The organism is Lichenicoccus sp., from assembly GCF_965277665.1.
Classification (GTDB): domain Bacteria; phylum Pseudomonadota; class Alphaproteobacteria; order Acetobacterales; family Acetobacteraceae; genus Lichenicoccus.
Genome location: NZ_OZ255835.1, coordinates 1,052,227 through 1,070,299, shown reverse-complemented (window position 1 = coordinate 1,070,299; position 18,073 = coordinate 1,052,227). Strand labels below are relative to the sequence as shown.

At 68.1% G+C, this 18,073-nt stretch carries 14 protein-coding genes and 3 tRNA genes; 3 read left to right on the top strand and 14 right to left on the bottom strand.

The features are described from left to right. Positions 1–8: 8 nt before the first annotated feature. The 13 genes from ACQY4O_RS04765 to ACQY4O_RS04705 form a co-directional block, all read right to left on the bottom strand. Positions 9–1,301 carry an NADH-quinone oxidoreductase subunit D gene (locus ACQY4O_RS04765; protein WP_428375065.1) on the bottom strand — a complete coding sequence of 431 codons (1,293 nt, stop codon included), beginning with the start codon at positions 1,299–1,301 and terminating at the stop codon, positions 9–11. Further along, positions 1,298–1,912: an NADH-quinone oxidoreductase subunit C gene (locus tag ACQY4O_RS04760; RefSeq protein WP_428378111.1), complete on the bottom strand. Its 615-nt coding sequence runs from the start codon at positions 1,910–1,912 to the stop codon at positions 1,298–1,300. Before ACQY4O_RS04760 ends, ACQY4O_RS04765 begins: the two co-directional genes overlap by 4 nt. Positions 1,913–1,964: 52 nt before the next feature. After that, positions 1,965–2,525, bottom strand: coding sequence for a NuoB/complex I 20 kDa subunit family protein (locus tag ACQY4O_RS04755; protein WP_428375064.1), 561 nt, complete (start codon positions 2,523–2,525; stop codon positions 1,965–1,967). Between the two features lie 24 nt (positions 2,526–2,549). Next, positions 2,550–2,915 (bottom strand): NADH-quinone oxidoreductase subunit A, encoded by a 366-nt coding sequence (locus ACQY4O_RS04750; RefSeq protein ID WP_428375063.1) that lies wholly within the window; start codon positions 2,913–2,915, stop codon positions 2,550–2,552. 248 nt (positions 2,916–3,163) lie between these two features. Continuing rightward, a tRNA-Asp gene (locus ACQY4O_RS04745) sits at positions 3,164–3,240 on the bottom strand. A 188-nt stretch (positions 3,241–3,428) separates the two neighbouring features. Then, positions 3,429–3,500: transfer RNA gene (locus ACQY4O_RS04740), tRNA-Val, on the bottom strand. Positions 3,501–3,696: 196 nt separating this feature from the next. Beyond that, positions 3,697–3,984: an HU family DNA-binding protein gene (locus ACQY4O_RS04735; protein WP_428375062.1), complete on the bottom strand. Its 288-nt coding sequence runs from the start codon at positions 3,982–3,984 to the stop codon at positions 3,697–3,699. 275 nt (positions 3,985–4,259) lie between these two features. After that, positions 4,260–6,848 (bottom strand): endopeptidase La, encoded by a 2,589-nt coding sequence (gene lon, locus ACQY4O_RS04730; protein ID WP_428375061.1) that lies wholly within the window; start codon positions 6,846–6,848, stop codon positions 4,260–4,262. A gap of 153 nt (positions 6,849–7,001) precedes the next feature. Next, a complete protein-coding gene (gene clpX, locus ACQY4O_RS04725) occupies positions 7,002–8,258 on the bottom strand; it encodes an ATP-dependent Clp protease ATP-binding subunit ClpX (protein ID WP_428375060.1) in 1,257 nt (418 codons plus the stop codon). Positions 8,259–8,400: 142 nt separating this feature from the next. Beyond that, positions 8,401–9,048 (bottom strand): ATP-dependent Clp protease proteolytic subunit, encoded by a 648-nt coding sequence (locus tag ACQY4O_RS04720; protein WP_428375059.1) that lies wholly within the window; start codon positions 9,046–9,048, stop codon positions 8,401–8,403. Positions 9,049–9,204: 156 nt separating this feature from the next. Beyond that, the gene (gene tig, locus ACQY4O_RS04715; RefSeq protein WP_428378110.1) at positions 9,205–10,557 is read right to left on the bottom strand and encodes a trigger factor; all 1,353 of its coding nucleotides are present in this window, start codon (positions 10,555–10,557) and stop codon (positions 9,205–9,207) included. 71 nt (positions 10,558–10,628) lie between these two features. Continuing rightward, positions 10,629–10,713 (bottom strand) — tRNA-Leu (locus ACQY4O_RS04710). 44 nt (positions 10,714–10,757) lie between these two features. Next, positions 10,758–12,194: an NAD(P)H-hydrate dehydratase gene (locus tag ACQY4O_RS04705; protein ID WP_428375058.1), complete on the bottom strand. Its 1,437-nt coding sequence runs from the start codon at positions 12,192–12,194 to the stop codon at positions 10,758–10,760. A gap of 105 nt (positions 12,195–12,299) precedes the next feature. On the opposite strand from ACQY4O_RS04705, the gene ACQY4O_RS04700 reads away from it, so the two are divergent. Continuing rightward, positions 12,300–12,788 (top strand): CopD family protein, encoded by a 489-nt coding sequence (locus ACQY4O_RS04700; protein WP_428375057.1) that lies wholly within the window; start codon positions 12,300–12,302, stop codon positions 12,786–12,788. A gap of 31 nt (positions 12,789–12,819) precedes the next feature. Here ACQY4O_RS04700 and ACQY4O_RS04695 read toward each other — a convergent pair whose 3' ends face one another. Then, positions 12,820–14,661 (bottom strand): glycoside hydrolase family 15 protein, encoded by a 1,842-nt coding sequence (locus ACQY4O_RS04695; protein ID WP_428375056.1) that lies wholly within the window; start codon positions 14,659–14,661, stop codon positions 12,820–12,822. Between the two features lie 471 nt (positions 14,662–15,132). On the opposite strand from ACQY4O_RS04695, the gene ACQY4O_RS04690 reads away from it, so the two are divergent. Beyond that, positions 15,133–16,764 (top strand): DEAD/DEAH box helicase, encoded by a 1,632-nt coding sequence (locus tag ACQY4O_RS04690; RefSeq protein WP_428378109.1) that lies wholly within the window; start codon positions 15,133–15,135, stop codon positions 16,762–16,764. Next, the gene (locus ACQY4O_RS04685) at positions 16,751–18,052 is read left to right on the top strand and encodes a class I SAM-dependent RNA methyltransferase (RefSeq protein WP_428375055.1); all 1,302 of its coding nucleotides are present in this window, start codon (positions 16,751–16,753) and stop codon (positions 18,050–18,052) included. The genes ACQY4O_RS04690 and ACQY4O_RS04685 overlap by 14 nt, the downstream gene beginning before the upstream one ends. Positions 18,053–18,073: the final 21 nt, after the last annotated feature.

Sequence of the window (18,073 nt, the reverse complement as noted above, 5' to 3'; positions counted from 1 at the left end):
CCGCCGCCCTACCTGTCGATCTCGCCAAACACCAGGTCGATCGACCCGATGATCGCCACCGCGTCGGCCAGCATGTGCCGCCGCGCCATCTCGTCCATCGCCTGCAGATGCGCAAAGCCGGTCGGCCGGATCTTGCAGCGATACGGCCGGTTGCTGCCATCGGCCACCAGATACACCGCAAACTCGCCCTTCGGGCTTTCCGTCGCCGTGTAGGTGGCCCCCGGCGGCACGTGATAGCCCTCGGTGAACAGCTTGAAGTGATGGATCAGCGCTTCCATCGAGCGTTTCATCTCGCGCCGGGTCGGCGGCGAGATCTTGGTGTCCTGCACCTTGATCGGCCCCGGCGGCATCTTCGCCAGGCACTGCTGCACGATCTTGACGCTCTCGCGCATCTCCGCGACACGCACCAGGTAGCGGTCAAAGCAGTCGCCGTTTCGGGTCACCGGAATACCGAACTCGACCTGGTCATACGCATCGTATGGCTGCGACCGGCGCAGGTCCCACGGCACCCCCGAGGCGCGCAGGTTTGGCCCCGAGAAGCCCCAGGCCAGCGCCTGCTCGGCGGTGAACACGCCGATGCCGACGGTGCGCTGCTTCCAGATCCGATTGCCGGTGAGCAGCGCCTCGAGATCGTCGACGAAGTTCGGGAATTCCTCGGCCCAGGCGGCAATCCGCTCGGCGAGGCCCGCCGGAAGGTCACGCGCGACGCCGCCAGGCCGAAAGTAGTTCGCATGGTAGCGCGCGCCGGACGCGGCCTCGTAGAATTCGAGCAGCTTCTCGCGCTCCTCGTAGCCCCACAGCGCCGGCGTCAGCGCCCCGACATCGAGGCCGAACGAGGTCACGTTGAGCAGGTGGTTCAGCACCCGGGTGATCTCGGCGAACATCGTGCGGATCCACTTGGCGCGGTCCGGGATGGTGATGCCGAGCAGCTTCTCGGTCGCGAGCGCGAAGGCCTGCTCCTCGCACATCGGCGAGACGTAATCGAGCCGGTCGAAATACGGCAGCGCCTTCATGTAGGTCTTGTATTCGATCAGCTTCTCGGTGCCTCGATGCAGCAGCCCGATATGCGGCACCGCCCGGGTCACCACCTCGCCGTCCATCTCCATCACCAGCCGCAGCACGCCGTGCGCGGAGGGATGCTGCGGACCGAAATTCAGCGAGTGGCTGTCGATCTCGACCGTCTTGACGCGCTGGTCCTGCGGCCCGGCCTGTTCGTGTGCGCCCGGCTCGCCCGGGCTCGCTGCGCTGGCTGGCGGCTGCAGGCTGTCCGGAATATCCTCCCGGAGCACGATATCGCTCATCGCGGTTTCCCCGGGCCCGGCCGCGGACCCTGCCGCAGCTCGTGCGCCTTTTCATCGCCGGGCAGCGTCAGCACGCCCTCCCAAGGCGACTCGAAATCGAAGTTGCGGAAATCCTGGGTCAGCTTCACCGGCTCGTACACCACCTGCCGCCGGTCGATGTCGTACCGCACCTCGACATAGCCGGTCAGCGGGAAGTCCTTGCGCAGCGGGTGCCCCTCGAACCCGTAATCCGTCAGGATGCGCCGCAGGTCCGGCTGGTCGGAGAACAGCACCCCGAACAGGTCATAGCATTCGCGCTCCCACCAGGTGGCGCAGGGCCAGATCCGATGCACCGACGGCACCGGCTGGACCTCGTCGGTGCTGACGATCACCCGGACCCGCTGGTTCAGCGTCACGGAAAGCAGGTTGTACACCACGTCGAACCGCTCGGCGCGCTCCGGGAAATCCACTCCGCACAGATCCATCATCTGCTCGAAGCTGAATCTCGGGTCGTCGCGGAGCCGGGTCATCACCGCGACCAACGACCCGCGATCGGTACGCAGCACCAGTTCACCCTGCTCCACCCCGGCGCCGCGGACGCCCGGGATCGAGGTCGAAAGGGTGACAGCCAGCGATCCGAGCCGCGCCTGGCTGTTCCAGCGGACGCTGGCGACGGTCGCGGCCTCAGCCACGCAGGATGGTTCCGGTGCGGCGGATCTTCTTCTGGAGCTGGATGATGCCGTAAACCAGCGCCTCCGCGGTGGGCGGGCAGCCGGGGACATAGATATCCACCGGCACGATCCGGTCGCAGCCGCGCACCACCGAGTAGCTGTAGTGATAGTAGCCGCCGCCGTTGGCGCATGATCCCATCGAGATCACCCAGCGCGGCTCGGCCATCTGGTCGTACACGCGACGCATCGCCGGCGCCATCTTGTTGGTCAGCGTGCCGGACACGATCATCACGTCGGCCTGGCGCGGCGATCCGCGCGGAATGATGCCGAACCGGTCGAGGTCGTAACGCGGCATGAAGGCGTGGATCATCTCCACCGCGCAGCAGGCCAGCCCGAACGAGAGCGGCCAGAGGCTGCCGGTGCGGGCCCAGTTCACCAGCTTGTCGACGTTGGCGACCACGAAGCCCTTTTCGGTGATCTCGCCGGTAATCCCCCGGATGACCGCCTCCTGGTCCGGACCAGGCGCCAGGGCCTCGCGATTCCAGGCCGTCGTCGTCGAGAGCTCCGTACTCATGCCTGATCCGTTCCCAATGGAGACCTATTCCCAGTCCAGGGCGCCTTTGCGCCATTCATAGATGAAGCCCACCGTCAGGACGCCGAGAAAGCCGAGCATCGACAGGAACCCGAACAGCCCGATCCGGCCCAGGCTCACCGCCCAGGGGAACAGGAACGCGACCTCGAGGTCGAAGATGATGAACAGGATCGACACCAGGTAGAACCGGACATCGAAACGCCGCCGCGCGTCGTCGAAGGCGTCGAAGCCGCACTCGTAGGCAGTCAGCTTCTCGGCGTAGGGCTTCTGCTGTCCGGCCAGCAGCGAGCCGCCGAGCATGGCGCCGGCGATCCCGAATGCGATCACCACGAACACCAGCACCGGGAAGTAGTCCGCCAACACGACACGCATGACCCGCACCTCCTTGTGGCTCCAGGACGCCGATCCCGAGGAAGATCCATCTCCGCAGAGAAGGCGGCCTCGCGCCGGCGGGACCCTGGAACGTCCTGTCCGAGCAGCTTGTTCCGGATCGCGACCGGACAAGTGATGACGCAACACTAGGCTCGGGACAAGGCCGCCGCCAGAGTGCGCTGCAGCATTTTATGGAGAGGATCTTGATGACCGAGCCACGCCCGCGCAGGCCTGGACAACTGCCGCGGTGGCGCGAGTGACGGGGCTCGAACCCGCGACCTCCGGCGTGACAGGCCGGCGCTCTAACCAACTGAGCTACACCCGCATTCGGCGTGAGCGGCGGTGTAAGGCGCGCGATGCGCGTCGTCAACCCGGTTCGGCAGGTGCCCGAGGCACCGCTAGAGCAGCATCCGATCAATTGGAATCGCTTCGCGATGCCAAGTGTCGGATAAAGCTGCTCTCTCGAACGAAAAGCTGAGCCTGATCGATCGGATCCGGCTCTAGCGCCCGGCATAGGCGGTGACGGTTTCGAACCGCCGACCCTCTCGGTGTAAACGAGACGCTCTACCGCTGAGCTAACCGCCCCGACGCCGTGATCCGCGGAGGCCTGTCAAAGGTTAGCAAAGGCCAGGGCTCTGCCCTGGTCCCGCTGGGGCCTGAGGCCCCAGACCCCCATTCTTGAATTGTTGGATTTCAAAGGCTTGCCTTTGATGGGGTCCAGGGGCAAAGCCCCTGGCCTTTCACGCGTTGCGCTACAAAGACAACTCGTGTCCGAGACGCTCTAGCTGACCGCGTCCTTCAACGTCTTGCCGGGCTTGAAACGGACCGATGTCGAAGCCGGGATGTCGATCTCCTCTCCCGTGCGCGGATTGCGGCCCTTGGCCGCCTTGCGGGACGCCGTCACGAACGTGCCGAAACCGACCAGCCGGACTTCCTGCTTGTTCTTGAGCGCCTTCTCGATGGAGGCAAACACGGCGTCGACCACCTCGCTCGCCTTGGCCTTGGGCAGGTCCGCTTCGTCAGCGACCGCCGAGACGAGTTCCTGCTTGTTGAGTGGCTTGTCTGCCATAGTACGCCTTTCTGTCTTGGGCGCGTTCCACTCCGCCAGTCGGAACGCACCATTCATTTCAATGACCAACCGAGAGGGGGCCGGCGGCCCGGCAGACTAAGGGCCTCTGTTCTGCCCCGTCAACGAAGCATCACCTCTCGATAATGCTCCGCTTCAGGTTTGGCCGTTCAACCACGAGGCGCGACCGGGGCGTGCCCCGGCAACCCCGGGCGAGGCTATGCTCCGGCGTTTGCAACCATCCGTCGACGTGGACTGGCGAGGTGCCGCAAGGCCGCTCAGTGTGGCAGCTGTGCTCCGGTATCGGCGCCGGCGGCGGCCGCGACCGGTTCGGCCGGCTCTGCCCATTCGATCGGCTCCGGAGCACGCACCAGCGCCTTGCTGATCACCGCATCGACATGCGCCACCGGGATCAGCTTGAGATGCTTGCGCACGCTTTCGGGGATGTCCGCCAGATCCTTCTCGTTGTCTTTCGGGAAGAACACCGTGGTGATGCCGGCGCGCAGCGCCGCCAGCAGCTTTTCCTTGAGGCCGCCGATGGGCAGCACCCGGCCGCGCAGCGTGATCTCGCCGGTCATGGCAACATCGCGGCGGATCGGGATGCCGGTCATCACGCTGATCAGCGAGATCGCCATCGCCACACCCGCGGAGGGTCCATCCTTCGGGGTCGCCCCCTCCGGCACATGCACGTGGATGTCGCGCTTCTCCAGCAGGGTCGGCTTGATGCCGAAGGTGATCGAGCGGCTGCGCACATAGCTCAGCGCCGCCGACACGCTCTCCTGCATGACGTCGCCGAGCTTGCCGGTGGTCTTCACCACCCCCTTTCCCGGCACCATCACGCTCTCGATCGTCAGGATCTCGCCGCCAACCTCGGTCCAGGCCAGGCCGGTGACCACGCCGACCATGTCTTCCGACTCGGCCTCGCCATAGCGGAAGCGCTTCACCCCGGCATATTTCTCCAGGTTCTTGCGGGTGATCGCGATCCGCTTGGCCTTGCCGGTGACGATCTCCTTGACGACCTTGCGGGCGAGGTTGGCGATCTCGCGCTCGAGGTTGCGCACCCCGGCCTCACGCGTGTACGTACGCACCAGCTCGCGCAGCGCGTCCTCGCTGATCGACCACTCCTCGGGCTTGAGGCTGTGCGCCTCGGTCTGCTTGGCCAGCAGGTGGCGCTTGGCGATCTCGACCTTCTCGTCCTCGGTATAGCCGGGGATGCGGATGATCTCCATGCGGTCGAGCAGCGGCTGCGGCATGTGCAGGCTGTTCGCCGTGGTCACGAACATCACGTCCGACAGGTCGTAATCGACCTCCAGGTAGTGATCGGCGAAGGTCGAGTTCTGCTCCGGATCGAGCACCTCGAGGAGGGCTGCCGACGGATCGCCGCGCCAGTCATTGCCGAGCTTGTCGATCTCGTCGAGCAGGAACAACGGGTTCGAGCTCTTGGCCTTCTTCATGCCCTGGACGATCTTGCCGGGCATCGAGCCGATATAGGTCCGGCGGTGGCCGCGTATCTCGGCTTCGTCGCGCACGCCGCCGAGCGACATGCGCACGAAGTTGCGCCCCGTGGCCTTGGCGATCGACTTGCCCAGCGAGGTCTTGCCGACACCCGGCGGCCCGACCAGGCACAGGATCGGCCCCTTCAGCTTGTTCGCCCGCGACTGCACCGCGAGATATTCGAGGATGCGTTCCTTGACCTTGTCCAGGCCGTAATGATCGATGTCGAGCACCTTTTCGGCCTCGGCGACATCGGTGCGGACCTTGGAACGCTTCTTCCACGGAATGCTCAGCATCCAGTCGAGATAGTTGCGCACCACCGTCGATTCCGCCGACATCGGGCTCATGCCGCGCAGCTTCTTCAGCTCGCCCATCGCCTTGTCGTGGGCTTCCTTGGACAGCTTGGTCTTCTTGATGCGGTCCTCGAGCTCGGACGTCTCGTCGCGGCCGTCCTCGCCCTCGCCCAGCTCCTTCTGGATCGCCTTGAGCTGCTCGTTTAGGTAGTACTCGCGCTGCGTCTTCTCCATCTGCCGCTTGACGCGGTTGCGTATGCGCTTCTCCACCTGCAGGACGCCGATCTCGGCCTCCATATGCGCGAACACCCGCTCGAGCCGCTCGGCGACCCCGGTGATCTCCAGCAGCTCCTGCTTTTCCGAGATCTTGAGGTTGAGGTGGCTGGCGATCGTGTCCGCGAGCTTGGTCGGCTCCTCGATCTGGTTCAGTGAAACCAGCACCTCGGGTGCGATCTTCTTGTTGAGCTTGATGTATTGTTCGAATTGCCCCACCACGGTGCGGCCGAGCGCCTCGAGCTCGCTGGTCGCCCCCTCCTCGGGCACGATCTCGGGCATCTCGTCGATGACCGCCTCGAAATGGCTCTCGGTCTCGCGGAACTCGCGGATGCGCGCGCGGCGGCCGCCTTCGACCAGCACCTTGACGGTGCCGTCGGGCAGCTTGAGCAGCTGCAGGATCGTCGACACGGTGCCGCAGCGATAGATGTCATCGGCGCCCGGATCGTCCTGCGCCGCATTCTTCTGCGCCACCAGCAGGATCTGCTTGTCCTCCTTGGTCACCGCTTCGAGCGCCCGCACCGACTTCTCGCGCCCGACGAACAGCGGCACGATCATGTGCGGAAACACGACGATGTCGCGCAGCGGCAGCACGGCGAGGGTCTCATCCGAAGCTGGACGCGCCCGCGCCGCCGTCCGGCCGGCCTCCGAGGCCGCCTTGCCGGCGGCCTTGGCGCCGAGCGACGCGGCGCTGGGCCCGGGACCGCCGGCCGCCTGAACCGCGCCCGGGCCAGACTTCTCCGGGCCCGGCTTCTCCGGTAGGGGCTTCGCCCGGGATGTCCTGGCCGGCTTCTTGATGTCAGTCATGCAGATCGACCTCCTGATGGACAGTCGAAGACCGTGTACCCGTTCCGGCGCACGCGGACCTCTCGATGCAGCCGATGCTGCAGCCTGTTGCGATGCAATATCGGCACCACCCGGAAGCGCCGCAAGGGCGTCCCCGTGGCGGGTGAAAGCCGGTCAGGCGGATTGTTCCGCCGGGCGCTCCTTGCCGTACACGAACACCGGCTCGGCCTTGTTCTCGGCAACCTCACGGTTGATGACCACCTCGTCGACGTTCTCCAGGCCGGGCAGGTCGAACATCGTCGAGAGCAGGATGCTCTCCATGATCGACCGCAACCCGCGTGCCCCGGTGCGGCGGGCGATCGCCCGCAGCGCCACCTGTTTTAGCGCGTCGTCGGTGAAGGAGAGCTTAACACCCTCCATCTGGAACAGCCGGCCGTACTGCTTGATCAGCGCATTCTTCGGCTTGGTCAGGATCTCGATCAGCGCCGGCTCGTCGAGGTCCTCCAGCGTCGCCACCACCGGCAGGCGGCCGATGAACTCCGGGATCAGGCCGAACTTGAGCAGATCCTCGGGTTCCACCTCGCGCAGGATGTGGCCCATGCGACGCTCGTCCGGCGCCTGCACGTCGCTGCCGAAGCCCACTCCCGACCCCTTGCCACGGGCCGCGATGATCTTCTCGAGGCCGGCGAAGGCGCCGCCGCAGATAAACAAGATGTTGGTGGTATCGACCTGGAGGAACTCCTGCTGCGGGTGCTTGCGCCCCCCCTGCGGCGGCACCGACGCCACCGTGCCCTCCATGATCTTGAGCAGGGCCTGCTGCACGCCCTCGCCGCTGACATCGCGGGTGATCGAGGGGTTGTCCGACTTGCGGCTGATCTTGTCGACCTCGTCGATATAGACGATGCCGCGCTGGGCGCGCTCGACATTGTAGTCGGCCGACTGCAGCAGCTTGAGGATGATGTTCTCGACATCCTCGCCGACATAGCCCGCCTCGGTCAGCGTGGTGGCGTCGGCCATGGTGAACGGCACGTCGAGGATGCGCGCCAGGGTCTGCGCCAGCAACGTCTTGCCCGAGCCGGTCGGGCCAACCAGCATGATGTTCGACTTGGCGATCTCGACGTCGTTGTTCTTCGCCCCGTGTGCCAACCTCTTGTAATGGTTGTGTACCGCCACCGAGAGCACCTTCTTGGCGTGGAACTGGCCGATGACGTAGTCGTCCAGGACCTTGCAGATCTCCTTGGGCGTCGGCACCCCGTCGCGGGACTTCACCAGGTGCGTCTTGTGCTCCTCGCGGATGATGTCCATGCAAAGCTCGACGCACTCGTCGCAGATGAACACGGTGGGGCCAGCGATGAGCTTGCGCACCTCATGCTGCGATTTGCCGCAGAACGAGCAGTACAGGGTGTTCTTGGAATCGCTGGACTTGCTCATGGCTGCTCCTACCCACCATGGATGCGCGAGCAGCCACGGGTCACGCTCGAAACACTAGACCTGTCCAGGAAGCCGCATCAAGGACGTAACACGTCCCGGCCGATGGCCGCCGGCCCAACCGGCCGCCTGGCGCTGCGTCGCTTCAGGTCTTGGTGCCGTCCTCGGCCGCCGGAACCGGGCGGTTCTGCAGCACCTCGTCGACGATGCCGAAGGCCTGCGCCTCGACGGCCGACATGTAGCTGTCGCGCTCGAGCTTCTGCTCGATCGCCTCCAGGGTCTGGCCGGTATGCTGCTCGTAGATCTCGTTCAGCCGCTGCCGGAGATAGAGGATCTCCTTGGCCTGGATCTCGATGTCGCTCGCCTGGCCCTGGGCGCCGCCGGACGGCTGATGCACCATGACCCGGGCGTTCGGCAGCGCCAGCCGCTTGCCCTTGGCTCCTGCGGCCAGCAGCAGCGAGCCCATCGAGGCGGCCTGCCCGATGCACACCGTGTTCACCGGGCTGCGGATGTACTGCATCGTGTCGTAGATCGCCAGGCCCGCCGACACCACGCCGCCCGGGCTGTTGATATAGAACGAGATGTCCTTGTTCGGGTTGACGCTCTCGAGATGCAGCAGCTGCGCGCTGATCAGCGAGGCGACGCCGTCATAGACCGGTCCGGTCAGGAAGATGATCCGGTCCTGCAGCAGCCGAGAGAAGATATCGAACGCGCGCTCGCCGCGGCTGGTCTGCTCGACCACCATCGGCACCAGCGCGTTGTTGTAGATCTCGACGGGATCGCGATCCCACATAACCTGTCCCCTGGCTTCGGGGTTGGCGATCGGCTCCCGTGAGACCCGCCGCGAACCGACATGCTGCGAGAGATGATCCCTCGAACGGAAGGAAACAAGATAGACCGAAGCGGTCCGGTTGGAACCCCTGCCTCGACAGGGAGTCGGAGCTGCGCCTCAGGCTGCCGCCGGCGGGATTTCCGCCAGTTCCTCTGGCGTCACCGTCCGTTCCTCGACGCTGGCCTGGTCGATGATGTAGTCGACCACCTTGTTCTCGAAGATCGGCCCGCGCAGCGTCTCGGCCGCCTGCGGATTCTTGCGGAAGAAGTCGATCACCATCTGTTCCTGCCCCGGATACCGGCCGGCCTCGGCACGCATGGCGCGCCCCAGCTCCTCCTGGGTCACCGAGACATTGGCGACGCGCCCGATCTCGGCCAGCAGCAATCCGAGGCGCACCCGCCGCTCGGCGATCCGGCGATAGTCGGCACGCAGCGCCGCCTCGTCCTTCTCCTTGTCCTCGTCGTCGATGCGGCCCTCCTTGCGGTCCGCCTCCACGCGCTGCCAGATCGAGCCGAACTCGGTCTCGACCATGCCCTGGGGCGCCGGGAAGTCCGCCTTCTCGGCCAGGATATCGAGCAACTCGCGCTTGATGCGCATGCGCGAGAGCTGGTCGTATTCCTGGCGCACCTGCTGGCTGATCACCTCGCGCACCTGCTCCAGCCCCTCGAAGCCGATCGTCTTGGCGAGGTCGTCATCGATCGCGCAGTCGATCGGCCGCTTCAGCGCCTTCGCGGTGACGTCGAAAGCGGCTTGCTTGCCGGCCAGTTCCGCCGCCTGGTACTCCTCCGGGAAGGTCACGTTGATCGTGCGCTCCTGGCCCGGCTGCAGTCCCTCGAGCTGCTCGGCGAAGCCCGGGATGAAGCCGGAGCCACCGATCTCGACATCGACGTCCGACGCGGTGCCCCCCTCGAAGGCGACGCCGTCGACACGGCCGACGAAATCCACCGTGAGCGCTTCGCCCGGCGCGGCACCTCGCTGCTCCTCGATGGTCTCGAAGCGCCGGTTGCGCTTGGCGATGTCGGCGAGCGCGCGCTCCACGGTCTCGGCATCCGGCTCCGCCTTCAGCCGGGTCAGCGACAGGCCGGCGAGGTCGGGCGGCGTGATCTCGGGCAGCAGTTCCAGCTCCACGGTGAATTCGAGGTCGTCCGCCGCCTGCTTGCCGGCTGTCGCCGCGGTGTCGCCACGCACCAGATCGACCTTCGGCTGCGTCGCCGACCGCAGGCCGCGCTCGGCCAGCAGGTCACGGGTCGCATCGTTGACGGTCTGCTCGAGGATCTCGCCGGTGACCGCGGTGCCATAGCGCTGCCGGACCAGGGAGAGCGGCACCTTGCCGGGGCGGAACCCGGGCAGGTTCATCGACCGGCCGAGTTCGGTCAGGCGCGCCTGGCGGCGGCCTTCCATTTCCGCGCCCGGCACCACGACGGTGAAGCCGCGCTTGAGGCCCTCGGAAAGCGTCTCGGTCACCTGCATCTGCCAGGCCATCCTCTTGTTTCGTTTCGGGTTCGGGTTGCGCTAGTCATGCGAAGCGCACGCCGGAGGCCTGGTGCGGGCGGAGGGACTTGAACCCCCACGGCTTGCGCCACCAGAACCTAAATCTGGCGTGTCTGCCAATTCCACCACGCCCGCCGGCACGCCCGCAGCAGCCGCAGCCGTCAGCGCGCGCCTTTAGCTTATGGTGCGGCTGTTGGCAAACCGGTGCGGGCAGCCCGCACCGATGCCGGCAGGCAGCGCAGCAGGTCCTCGGCGAGCAGCCCCTCGCCCGCGATGTTCGCGGCTTCGCCATGGATCCAGACGCCGGCACAGGTCGCCTCGAACGGCGCCATCCCGCCCGCCAGCAGCGCCGCGATCACCCCGGACAGCACGTCGCCGGCGCCCGCGGTGCCGAGCCAGGGCGGCGCATTGCCGTTGATCGCGGCCCGCCCATCCGGCGCCGCGATGATGCTGTCCGAGCCCTTCAGCAGCACCACCGCGCCGACCCCGGCCGCCGCCGCGCGGGTGGCGCCCAGACGATCGGTGCCCGTGGCCCCGAACAGCTTGGCGAACTCGCCGGCATGCGGCGTCAGCACGGCCGCACCGCGCAGCTTCTCGGGGGCACCGGCATGCTCGGTCAGGGCGCCTGCATCCGCGATGACCTGCCTGCCGCTGCGGAGCAAGGCCGGCAGGCTGGCCCGGACCTCGTCGGAGGCGAGCCCCGGCCCGCACACCCAGACCCGGCGGCGCTCGTCCGCCAGCAGATCCTCCAGCGGCGCCTCGTCGACGATCAGGCCTGGCGCGCCGGTGCGATACAGGTCGGCGCCACGCTCGGCGGCAATCCGGACCAGCCCGGCGCCGGCGCCACGCGCACCACCCGAGGCGAGACGGGCGGCACCCGTCATGCTGGCGCCGCCGCAGATGCTGACCACGCCGCGGCTGTATTTGTGGTCGTGCGCGGTCAGCGCGCGCAGGCGCCAGAGCCCCGGACGGTTGGCCCAGCTCCGCGGCGCGAGTGCGCGCAGCACCTGATCCGGCATGCCGATATCGGCGACCACCAGGCGGCCCAGATGGTCGCGCCCGGGCAGCAGCCAGTGGCCGGGTTTGGCGCGGACGAAGGTCACCGTCAGTTCGGCGATCGGCGCCATGCCGAGGACCGCCCCGGTGGCGCCGTCGATCCCGCTCGGCACATCCACCGCGAGCACGCGCCGCGCCCGCGCCAGCGTTTCGGCCGCCAGCCCCTCGACCGGCCGGCTCAGCCCGGCGCCATAGACCGCATCGATCACCAGGTCCGCCTGCGCCGCGCGCTGCGGATCGAAGGCGCGCACCGGGCCGTGCCAGCCAGCGCGTGCCCGGGCCGCGTCGCTGTCCAAACGCGGCTCGGCGAGCGCCGCCACATCGACCGGCCAGCCCTGCTGCGCCAGCAGCGTCGCGGCGACATAGCCGTCGCCGCCATTGCCGCCGGGTCCGCACAGCACCAGCGTGCGCCGCGGCCCGAGCCCCAGGGCCGCGCGCGCCACCGCCCGGCCGGCGTTCCGCATCAGGGTGAAGGACGGCATGACGGAAGCGGCCAGCCGGTCCGCATCCGCCATCTGGTCCGGCGTGAACAGCACCAGGTCGTCGGGTCCGGGGTGCATCGTCAGCCTCCGATCTCGTGTTCGCCAAGCAGGGCGCCGCAGCTGCCGGCTTGGCGCGGCTGGTGGCAGTGCTTAATGAGGCATCCGCTCATCGGAGAGACCATCATGCAGTCAGCGCCCGGAACCATTCTCTCACCGATCTTCTCATCGATCTTCTGGGGCCTGGTGCTCGCGGTGCATCTCGCCGGCATGGCGATCTGGGTCGGCGGCATGGCGTATGCGCTGTTCGTCCTGCGCCCGAGCCTGGGGCTGCTCGAAGCCACCCAGCGCACATCGGTGCATCTGCAGACGCTCAAGCGCTTCTTCCGGCTGGTCTGGCATGTCATGCCACTGGTCCTGGTCACCGGATGGGCGATGGAGATCTTTCGCGAGGGCGGCGTCACCGGTGCAGACTGGCACATCAACGTCATGCAGGGCCTCGGCATCCTGATGGCGGCCCTGTTCGCCGCCACCTATTTCGGGCCGTTCCAGAGGGCCCGTCGGGCGCTGCGCCCGCAACCCGCAACCCTCGAACGCATCCGCTCCCTGGTCAGCATCAAGCTCCTGCTCGGGGTGGTCATCGTCGTCGTGGCGTCGCTGGGCCACAGCTTCTGACGACCCACCCCTCCGTGGCCGGTCTCGCGGCCTACTCCGCGGCCTCCGCCTGCGGTTCCGGCTCCGCCTCCCCGCGCATCGCCACCGCACGCTGGTGCAGGTTCAACGCCGAGTGCACCAGGCCGACATGCGAGAAGGCCTGCGGGAAGTTGCCGACCAGACGCTTCGCCTGCGGATCGTATTCCTCCGACAACAGGCCGAGATCGTTGGTCAGCGACAGCAGCCGCTCGAACAGCGTGCGCGCATCGTCGAAGCGGCCCTGCAACACGTAGGTGTCGACCAGCCAGAAGGTGCAGGCGAGGAACGCCCCCTCGCGCCCGGTCATGCCGTCGATGCTGTGCCCATCCTCGTCCGGGTCCGTGCGGTAGCGCAGCACGAAGCCATCCTCCAGCAATTCGCGCTCGACCGCCTGCACGGTGCGGACGATGCGTGGATCCTCCGGCGGCAGGAAGCCGCTCACCGGGATCAGCAGCAGCCCGGCATCGAGCGCCTCGGAACCGAAGGCCTGGGTGAAGCAGCCCCTGGCCTCGCTGTAGCCATTGCTGCAGACGGTAGCGTGGATCTCGTCGCGCACGCCGCGCCAGCGCAGGGTCGGCCCCTCCAGACCGTAGGTCTCGCAATCCTTGAGCGTGCGGTCGAACGCCATCCAGGCGAACACCTTGGAGACGGTGAATTGCTGGCGGCCGCCGCGCACCTCCCACATGCCTTCGTCGGGCTCACGCCAGATCGTCTCCAGATGCTCCAGCAGCGCCACCTGCAGCGACCAGCCGTAGGCCGGCTCGCGCAGGTTCTCGTTGCGTGCCAGGTGCAGGGCCGCGATCACCTCGCCATAGACATCGAGCTGCAGCTGCCCGGCGGCCTCGTTGCCGACACGCACCGGGACCGCCCCCTGGTAGCCGATCAGCCAGGGCACCTCCCATTCCTGCAGGCCACGCTCGCCGGCGAGGCCATACATGATCTGGATCTGGTCGGGGCTGCCGGCGACGCTGCGATGCAGCCAGTCGCGCCAGAGCAGCGCCTCGTCGTAGTAGCCGCAGGACATCATGGCGAGCAGCGTCAAGGTGGCGTCGCGCAGCCAGCAGAAGCGGTAGTCCCAGTTGCGCGCGCCGCCGAGCTGTTCCGGCAGCGAGGTGGTCGCCGCCGCCACGATGCCGCCGGTGGCCGCGAAGGTCAGGCCCTTCAGCGTCACCATCGAGCGGACCACCACGTCGCGATGCGGCCCGTCATAGGCGCAGCGGCTCGACCATTCGGTCCAGAACCGGTCCGTGCGCTCGAGCGCCGCCTCGACGTCGAAAGCCTCCGGAGCCGGCAGATGCGATGCGCCGTAGCTCAGGGTGAAGGCAACGCGCTCGCCCTGCACCACGCTGAACTCGCCGACGGTCGCCATCTGCCTGCCCTCGAGCCGGACCACGGTATGCAGCACCGCCAGCGACGGACCCGCGATCGCCACGATCCCGGCCTCGTCCGGCAGCCGCGTCACCCAGGGGATCGAGTTGCCGTAGTCGAAGCGGATCACGCCCTCGGTGCGCATGTCGACCCGCCCGCGCCGGCCCTCGACGATCCGCACCACGCTTGGCACCGGGTTGTTCACCGGCATAAAGTCGATCAGCGCCACGCTGCCGGTCGCGGTCTCGAACACCGTCTCCAGCACCAGGCCGCCATCCCGGTAGGACCGCGTTGAGGTCCACTCGATCGAGGGCGCGATCAGCCAGCGGCCGTTCTCCCCGGTGCCGACCAAGGCGGCAAAGCAGGCCGCGCTGTCGAAGCGCGGCCAGCACAGCCAGTCGATCGACCCGTTGCGGCCGACCAGCGCGCAGCTGCTGCAGTCGCCGATCAACCCGTAATCCTCGATCGCCAGGGGGGTATAGGCCACGCACACCTCTCGAACCGTTCCCGCCGCAAACGATAGCTGACATGCGGGGTTGCAACCCGTCGGCAGCACCCGGGCCGGCTTGCAGCTTGACTTCCCCGCGCTTTCTGTCGATACGGCTGTGCAGCCGGACGCTCGAGGAGCGTGAACCCGGCCGATGGGCCGCGAACCGAAGGCCCAGACGTCGCCTCCAGGCGGCAGGCCTTGGCCTCGCAACCCTGACATTTCGAGAGAGACTTGAACGACAACAATGACCATCCGGCCGCACTGCCGGACCACAACGCCCCGCATGGCGCTTTCACAGACACAAATCCGGATCTCGACGCGACCGCCGAGCCTGCGACGGCTTCCGATGCAGGGTCCTACGCCGCCCCGGCGGAGGTGATCGAGGAGGTGGCCGACGAGGTGGCCGCGTCACTGCCGCTCTTTTCCGAGCTCGGCCTGTCCGAGCCGATCCTGCGCGCCATCGACGAGATGGGCTACAAGCATCCGACGCCGATCCAGGCCCAGGCGATCCCGATCGTGCTGATGGGGCGCGACGTCCTCGGTGTCGCCCAGACCGGGACCGGCAAGACCGCCGGCTTCACCCTGCCGCTGCTCGACATCCTGTCCGGCTCGCGGGCGCGGGCCCGCATGCCGCGCTCGCTGATCCTGGAGCCGACGCGCGAGCTGGCCCTGCAGGTGGCCGAGAACTTCCTGCTGTACGGCAAGTACCTGAAGCTGAGCCACGCGCTGCTCATCGGCGGCGAGAGCATGGCCGAGCAGAAGGAGGCGCTGAACCGCGGCGTCGACGTGCTGATCGCAACGCCGGGCCGGCTGCTCGACCTGTTCGAGCGCGGCGGCCTGCTGCTGACGCAGACCAGCACGCTGGTGATCGACGAGGCCGACCGCATGCTCGACATGGGCTTTATCCCCGACGTCGAACGCATCGTCTCGCTGCTGTCGCCGAACCGGCAGACGCTGTTCTTCTCGGCGACGATGGCGCCCGAGATACGCCGGCTGGCGGACGTGTTCCTCAGCAATCCGAAGGAAATCACCGTCAAGCGCACCGCGGCGACGGCGCCGCTGATCGAGGAAGGCCTGGCGATCGTGGCCGAGGCCGACAAGCGCCGGGCGCTGCGCCGCATGCTGCGCACCCAGGAGGTGCAGAACGCGCTGATCTTCTGCAACCGCAAGCGCGATGTCGACATCCTGCAGAAGTCGCTGGTCAAGCACGGCTTTTCCGCCGGCGCCCTGCATGGCGACCTGCCACAGCCGGTGCGCTTCGCCACCCTGGAGAAATTCAAGGCCGGCGACCTGCAGCTGCTGGTCTGCTCCGACGTGGCCGCCCGCGGCATCGATATCGGCGGCCTCAGCCACGTGTTCAATTTCGACGTGCCGATCCATTCCGAGGACTACATCCACCGGATCGGCCGCACCGGACGCGCCGGGCGTACCGGCCATGCCTACAGCATCGCCAGCCCGTATGACCGGCAGTTCGTCGATGCGATCGAGAAGCTGATTGGGCGCGCGATCCCGCACGTCTTGGTCGAGGGCATCGAGACCCTGGACTGGGCCGAGGATGATCGCCGCGGCCGTGGCCGCGGCCGGGGCGGCAGGCCGCAGAGCGGGGCCAGGCCGGAAGCCGCGCGCGAGCACCGCCGCGACCATGGTGGCCGGGCGAAGACCGCGCGCGTACCGGCAGAGATCGCGATCGAGACCGCTTCCATTGCCCCTGCGGCCATTACCCAAGCGGCAACCGGGCCCGCGGCGACCACGCCCGCCGAGGCGGGCCCGGCCGAACCGCAACGGCGCGACCGGCCGCGCCGCGAGCGCGGCGGCGCGCGTGCGGCGGCGGAGCGTGCGGCGGCGGAGCGTGCGGCGGCGGAGCGTGCGGCGGCGGAGCGTGCGGCGCCGGATCGGGCACCAATGCGGCGCGACGAGCCGCGGCGCGAGGAGATCCGGGACCGCGGCCCGCGCCCCGAAGATCAGGCTGCGCCGGTGATCGGTTTCGGCGACGAGATCCCCGCCTTCATGCTGCTGCCGACCCGCGCCAGCCGGCCCGACGATGGCGAACGCGACGGCCGCGCCGGCGAGGATCCAGACGGGCTTCTTGCCGACGACTGACCTGCAGTCCTGCGAGGCGGTGGTGGCCGCCCTCGGAGCCGAGGGGGACGGCATCCTCCATGCGGACGGCCGGACCCTGTTCGGGCCGTACGTGCTTCCCGGCGAGCTGATCCGCTACCGGCACGGCGAGGCTGGCCGGGCGATCGTCGAGCGGCGGCTGAGCGACAGCCCGGACCGCGCGCAGCCGCCCTGCAGCCTCTTCGGGCGCTGCGGCGGCTGCAGCCTGCAGCACATGCGCGCAGCCGCCGCGGTCGCGTTCAAGTACCAGCAGGTCGCGGACGCCCTGCGCGGCGCGGGCTTCGCCCTGCCCGAGACGGTCACGACGCATAGCAGCCCGCCAAGCACCAGGCGGCGCATGGACCTGGCACTGCGCCGCAACCGCGAGGGCCTGCTGATCGGGCTGCACGAGCCGCGCCGCGGCGAGATCGTGGACATGACCGAATGCCATGTGCTGCATCCACGCCTGTTGCGCCTGGTCGAGGACATGCGCCCCGTGCTGATGCGGCTGGCATCGCTGCGCGGCAGCGGTTCGGCGATCGTCAACCTGCTCGATAGCGGCCCAGACCTGGTGCTGGCCACCGATGCGCCGCCGGATACCGCCGATCGCGCCCGCCTCGCCGATTTCGCGCGCGAGGCCGGCGTGCCGCGCATCGCCTGGCGTCCGCTCAAACCGGGCGGCACACCGGAGACCGTCTGCGCCGTCGCCCCGGTGCGGCATACCCTGTCAGGTGTTGCTGTGAGGCCGCCGCCGGATGGTTTCCTGCAGGCGACGCGCGAAGGGGAAGCGGCCATCGTCGAAGCCGTGCTGGACGCCATGCCGAAGGCCTGGCCGCGTCGCGGGCGGGTCGTCGAGCTCTATGCCGGCTGCGGCACGCTGACCTATGCGCTGGCGCGACGCGGCTGCGTCCTTGCAGCCGAAGGCCATCCCGCCTCCGCCGCTTGCCTGCGCGCCGCATCCGGCGGGCTGCCGATCACGGTGCTGGCCCGCGACCTCAACCGGCAGCCGATCCTCGCCGCCGACCTCGCCCGGGCGAGTGCCGTCGTGCTCGACCCGCCGTTTGCCGGCGGCGGTCCGCAGATGCACGAAGTCGCCCGCTCGGGGGTCGAGCGGATCGTGATGGTAAGCTGCAATCCCAAGGCCTTGCGACGGGACGCCGAGATGTTGCAGGAAGCCGGCTACGCCCTGGAGCGGCTCAGCGTGATCGACCAGTTCGTCTGGTCGACGCAGGTGGAGAGCGTCGCCTGCTTCGTCAGGCCCCGCCAACCCCGGCATGTGAAGCATCGATGAGGCGCCGCCTGCTGACGAGCG

What these genes read in the sequence shown, in the direction of transcription:
- ACQY4O_RS04765 (WP_428375065.1), bottom strand. Translation starts at nt 1,301, where the DNA reads ATGAGCGATATCGTGCTCCGGGAGGATATTCCGGACAGCCTGCAGCCG.
- ACQY4O_RS04755 (WP_428375064.1), bottom strand. Translation starts at nt 2,525, where the DNA reads ATGAGTACGGAGCTCTCGACGACGACGGCCTGGAATCGCGAGGCCCTG.
- ACQY4O_RS04750 (WP_428375063.1), bottom strand. Translation starts at nt 2,915, where the DNA reads ATGCGTGTCGTGTTGGCGGACTACTTCCCGGTGCTGGTGTTCGTGGTG.
- ACQY4O_RS04735 (WP_428375062.1), bottom strand. Translation starts at nt 3,984, where the DNA reads ATGGCAGACAAGCCACTCAACAAGCAGGAACTCGTCTCGGCGGTCGCT.
- lon (WP_428375061.1), bottom strand. Translation starts at nt 6,848, where the DNA reads ATGACTGACATCAAGAAGCCGGCCAGGACATCCCGGGCGAAGCCCCTA.
- clpX (WP_428375060.1), bottom strand. Translation starts at nt 8,258, where the DNA reads ATGAGCAAGTCCAGCGATTCCAAGAACACCCTGTACTGCTCGTTCTGC.
- ACQY4O_RS04720 (WP_428375059.1), bottom strand. Translation starts at nt 9,048, where the DNA reads ATGTGGGATCGCGATCCCGTCGAGATCTACAACAACGCGCTGGTGCCG.
- tig (WP_428378110.1), bottom strand. Translation starts at nt 10,557, where the DNA reads ATGCAGGTGACCGAGACGCTTTCCGAGGGCCTCAAGCGCGGCTTCACC.
- ACQY4O_RS04705 (WP_428375058.1), bottom strand. Translation starts at nt 12,194, where the DNA reads ATGCACCCCGGACCCGACGACCTGGTGCTGTTCACGCCGGACCAGATG.
- ACQY4O_RS04700 (WP_428375057.1), top strand. Translation starts at nt 12,300, where the DNA reads ATGCAGTCAGCGCCCGGAACCATTCTCTCACCGATCTTCTCATCGATC.
- ACQY4O_RS04690 (WP_428378109.1), top strand. Translation starts at nt 15,133, where the DNA reads ATGGGCTACAAGCATCCGACGCCGATCCAGGCCCAGGCGATCCCGATC.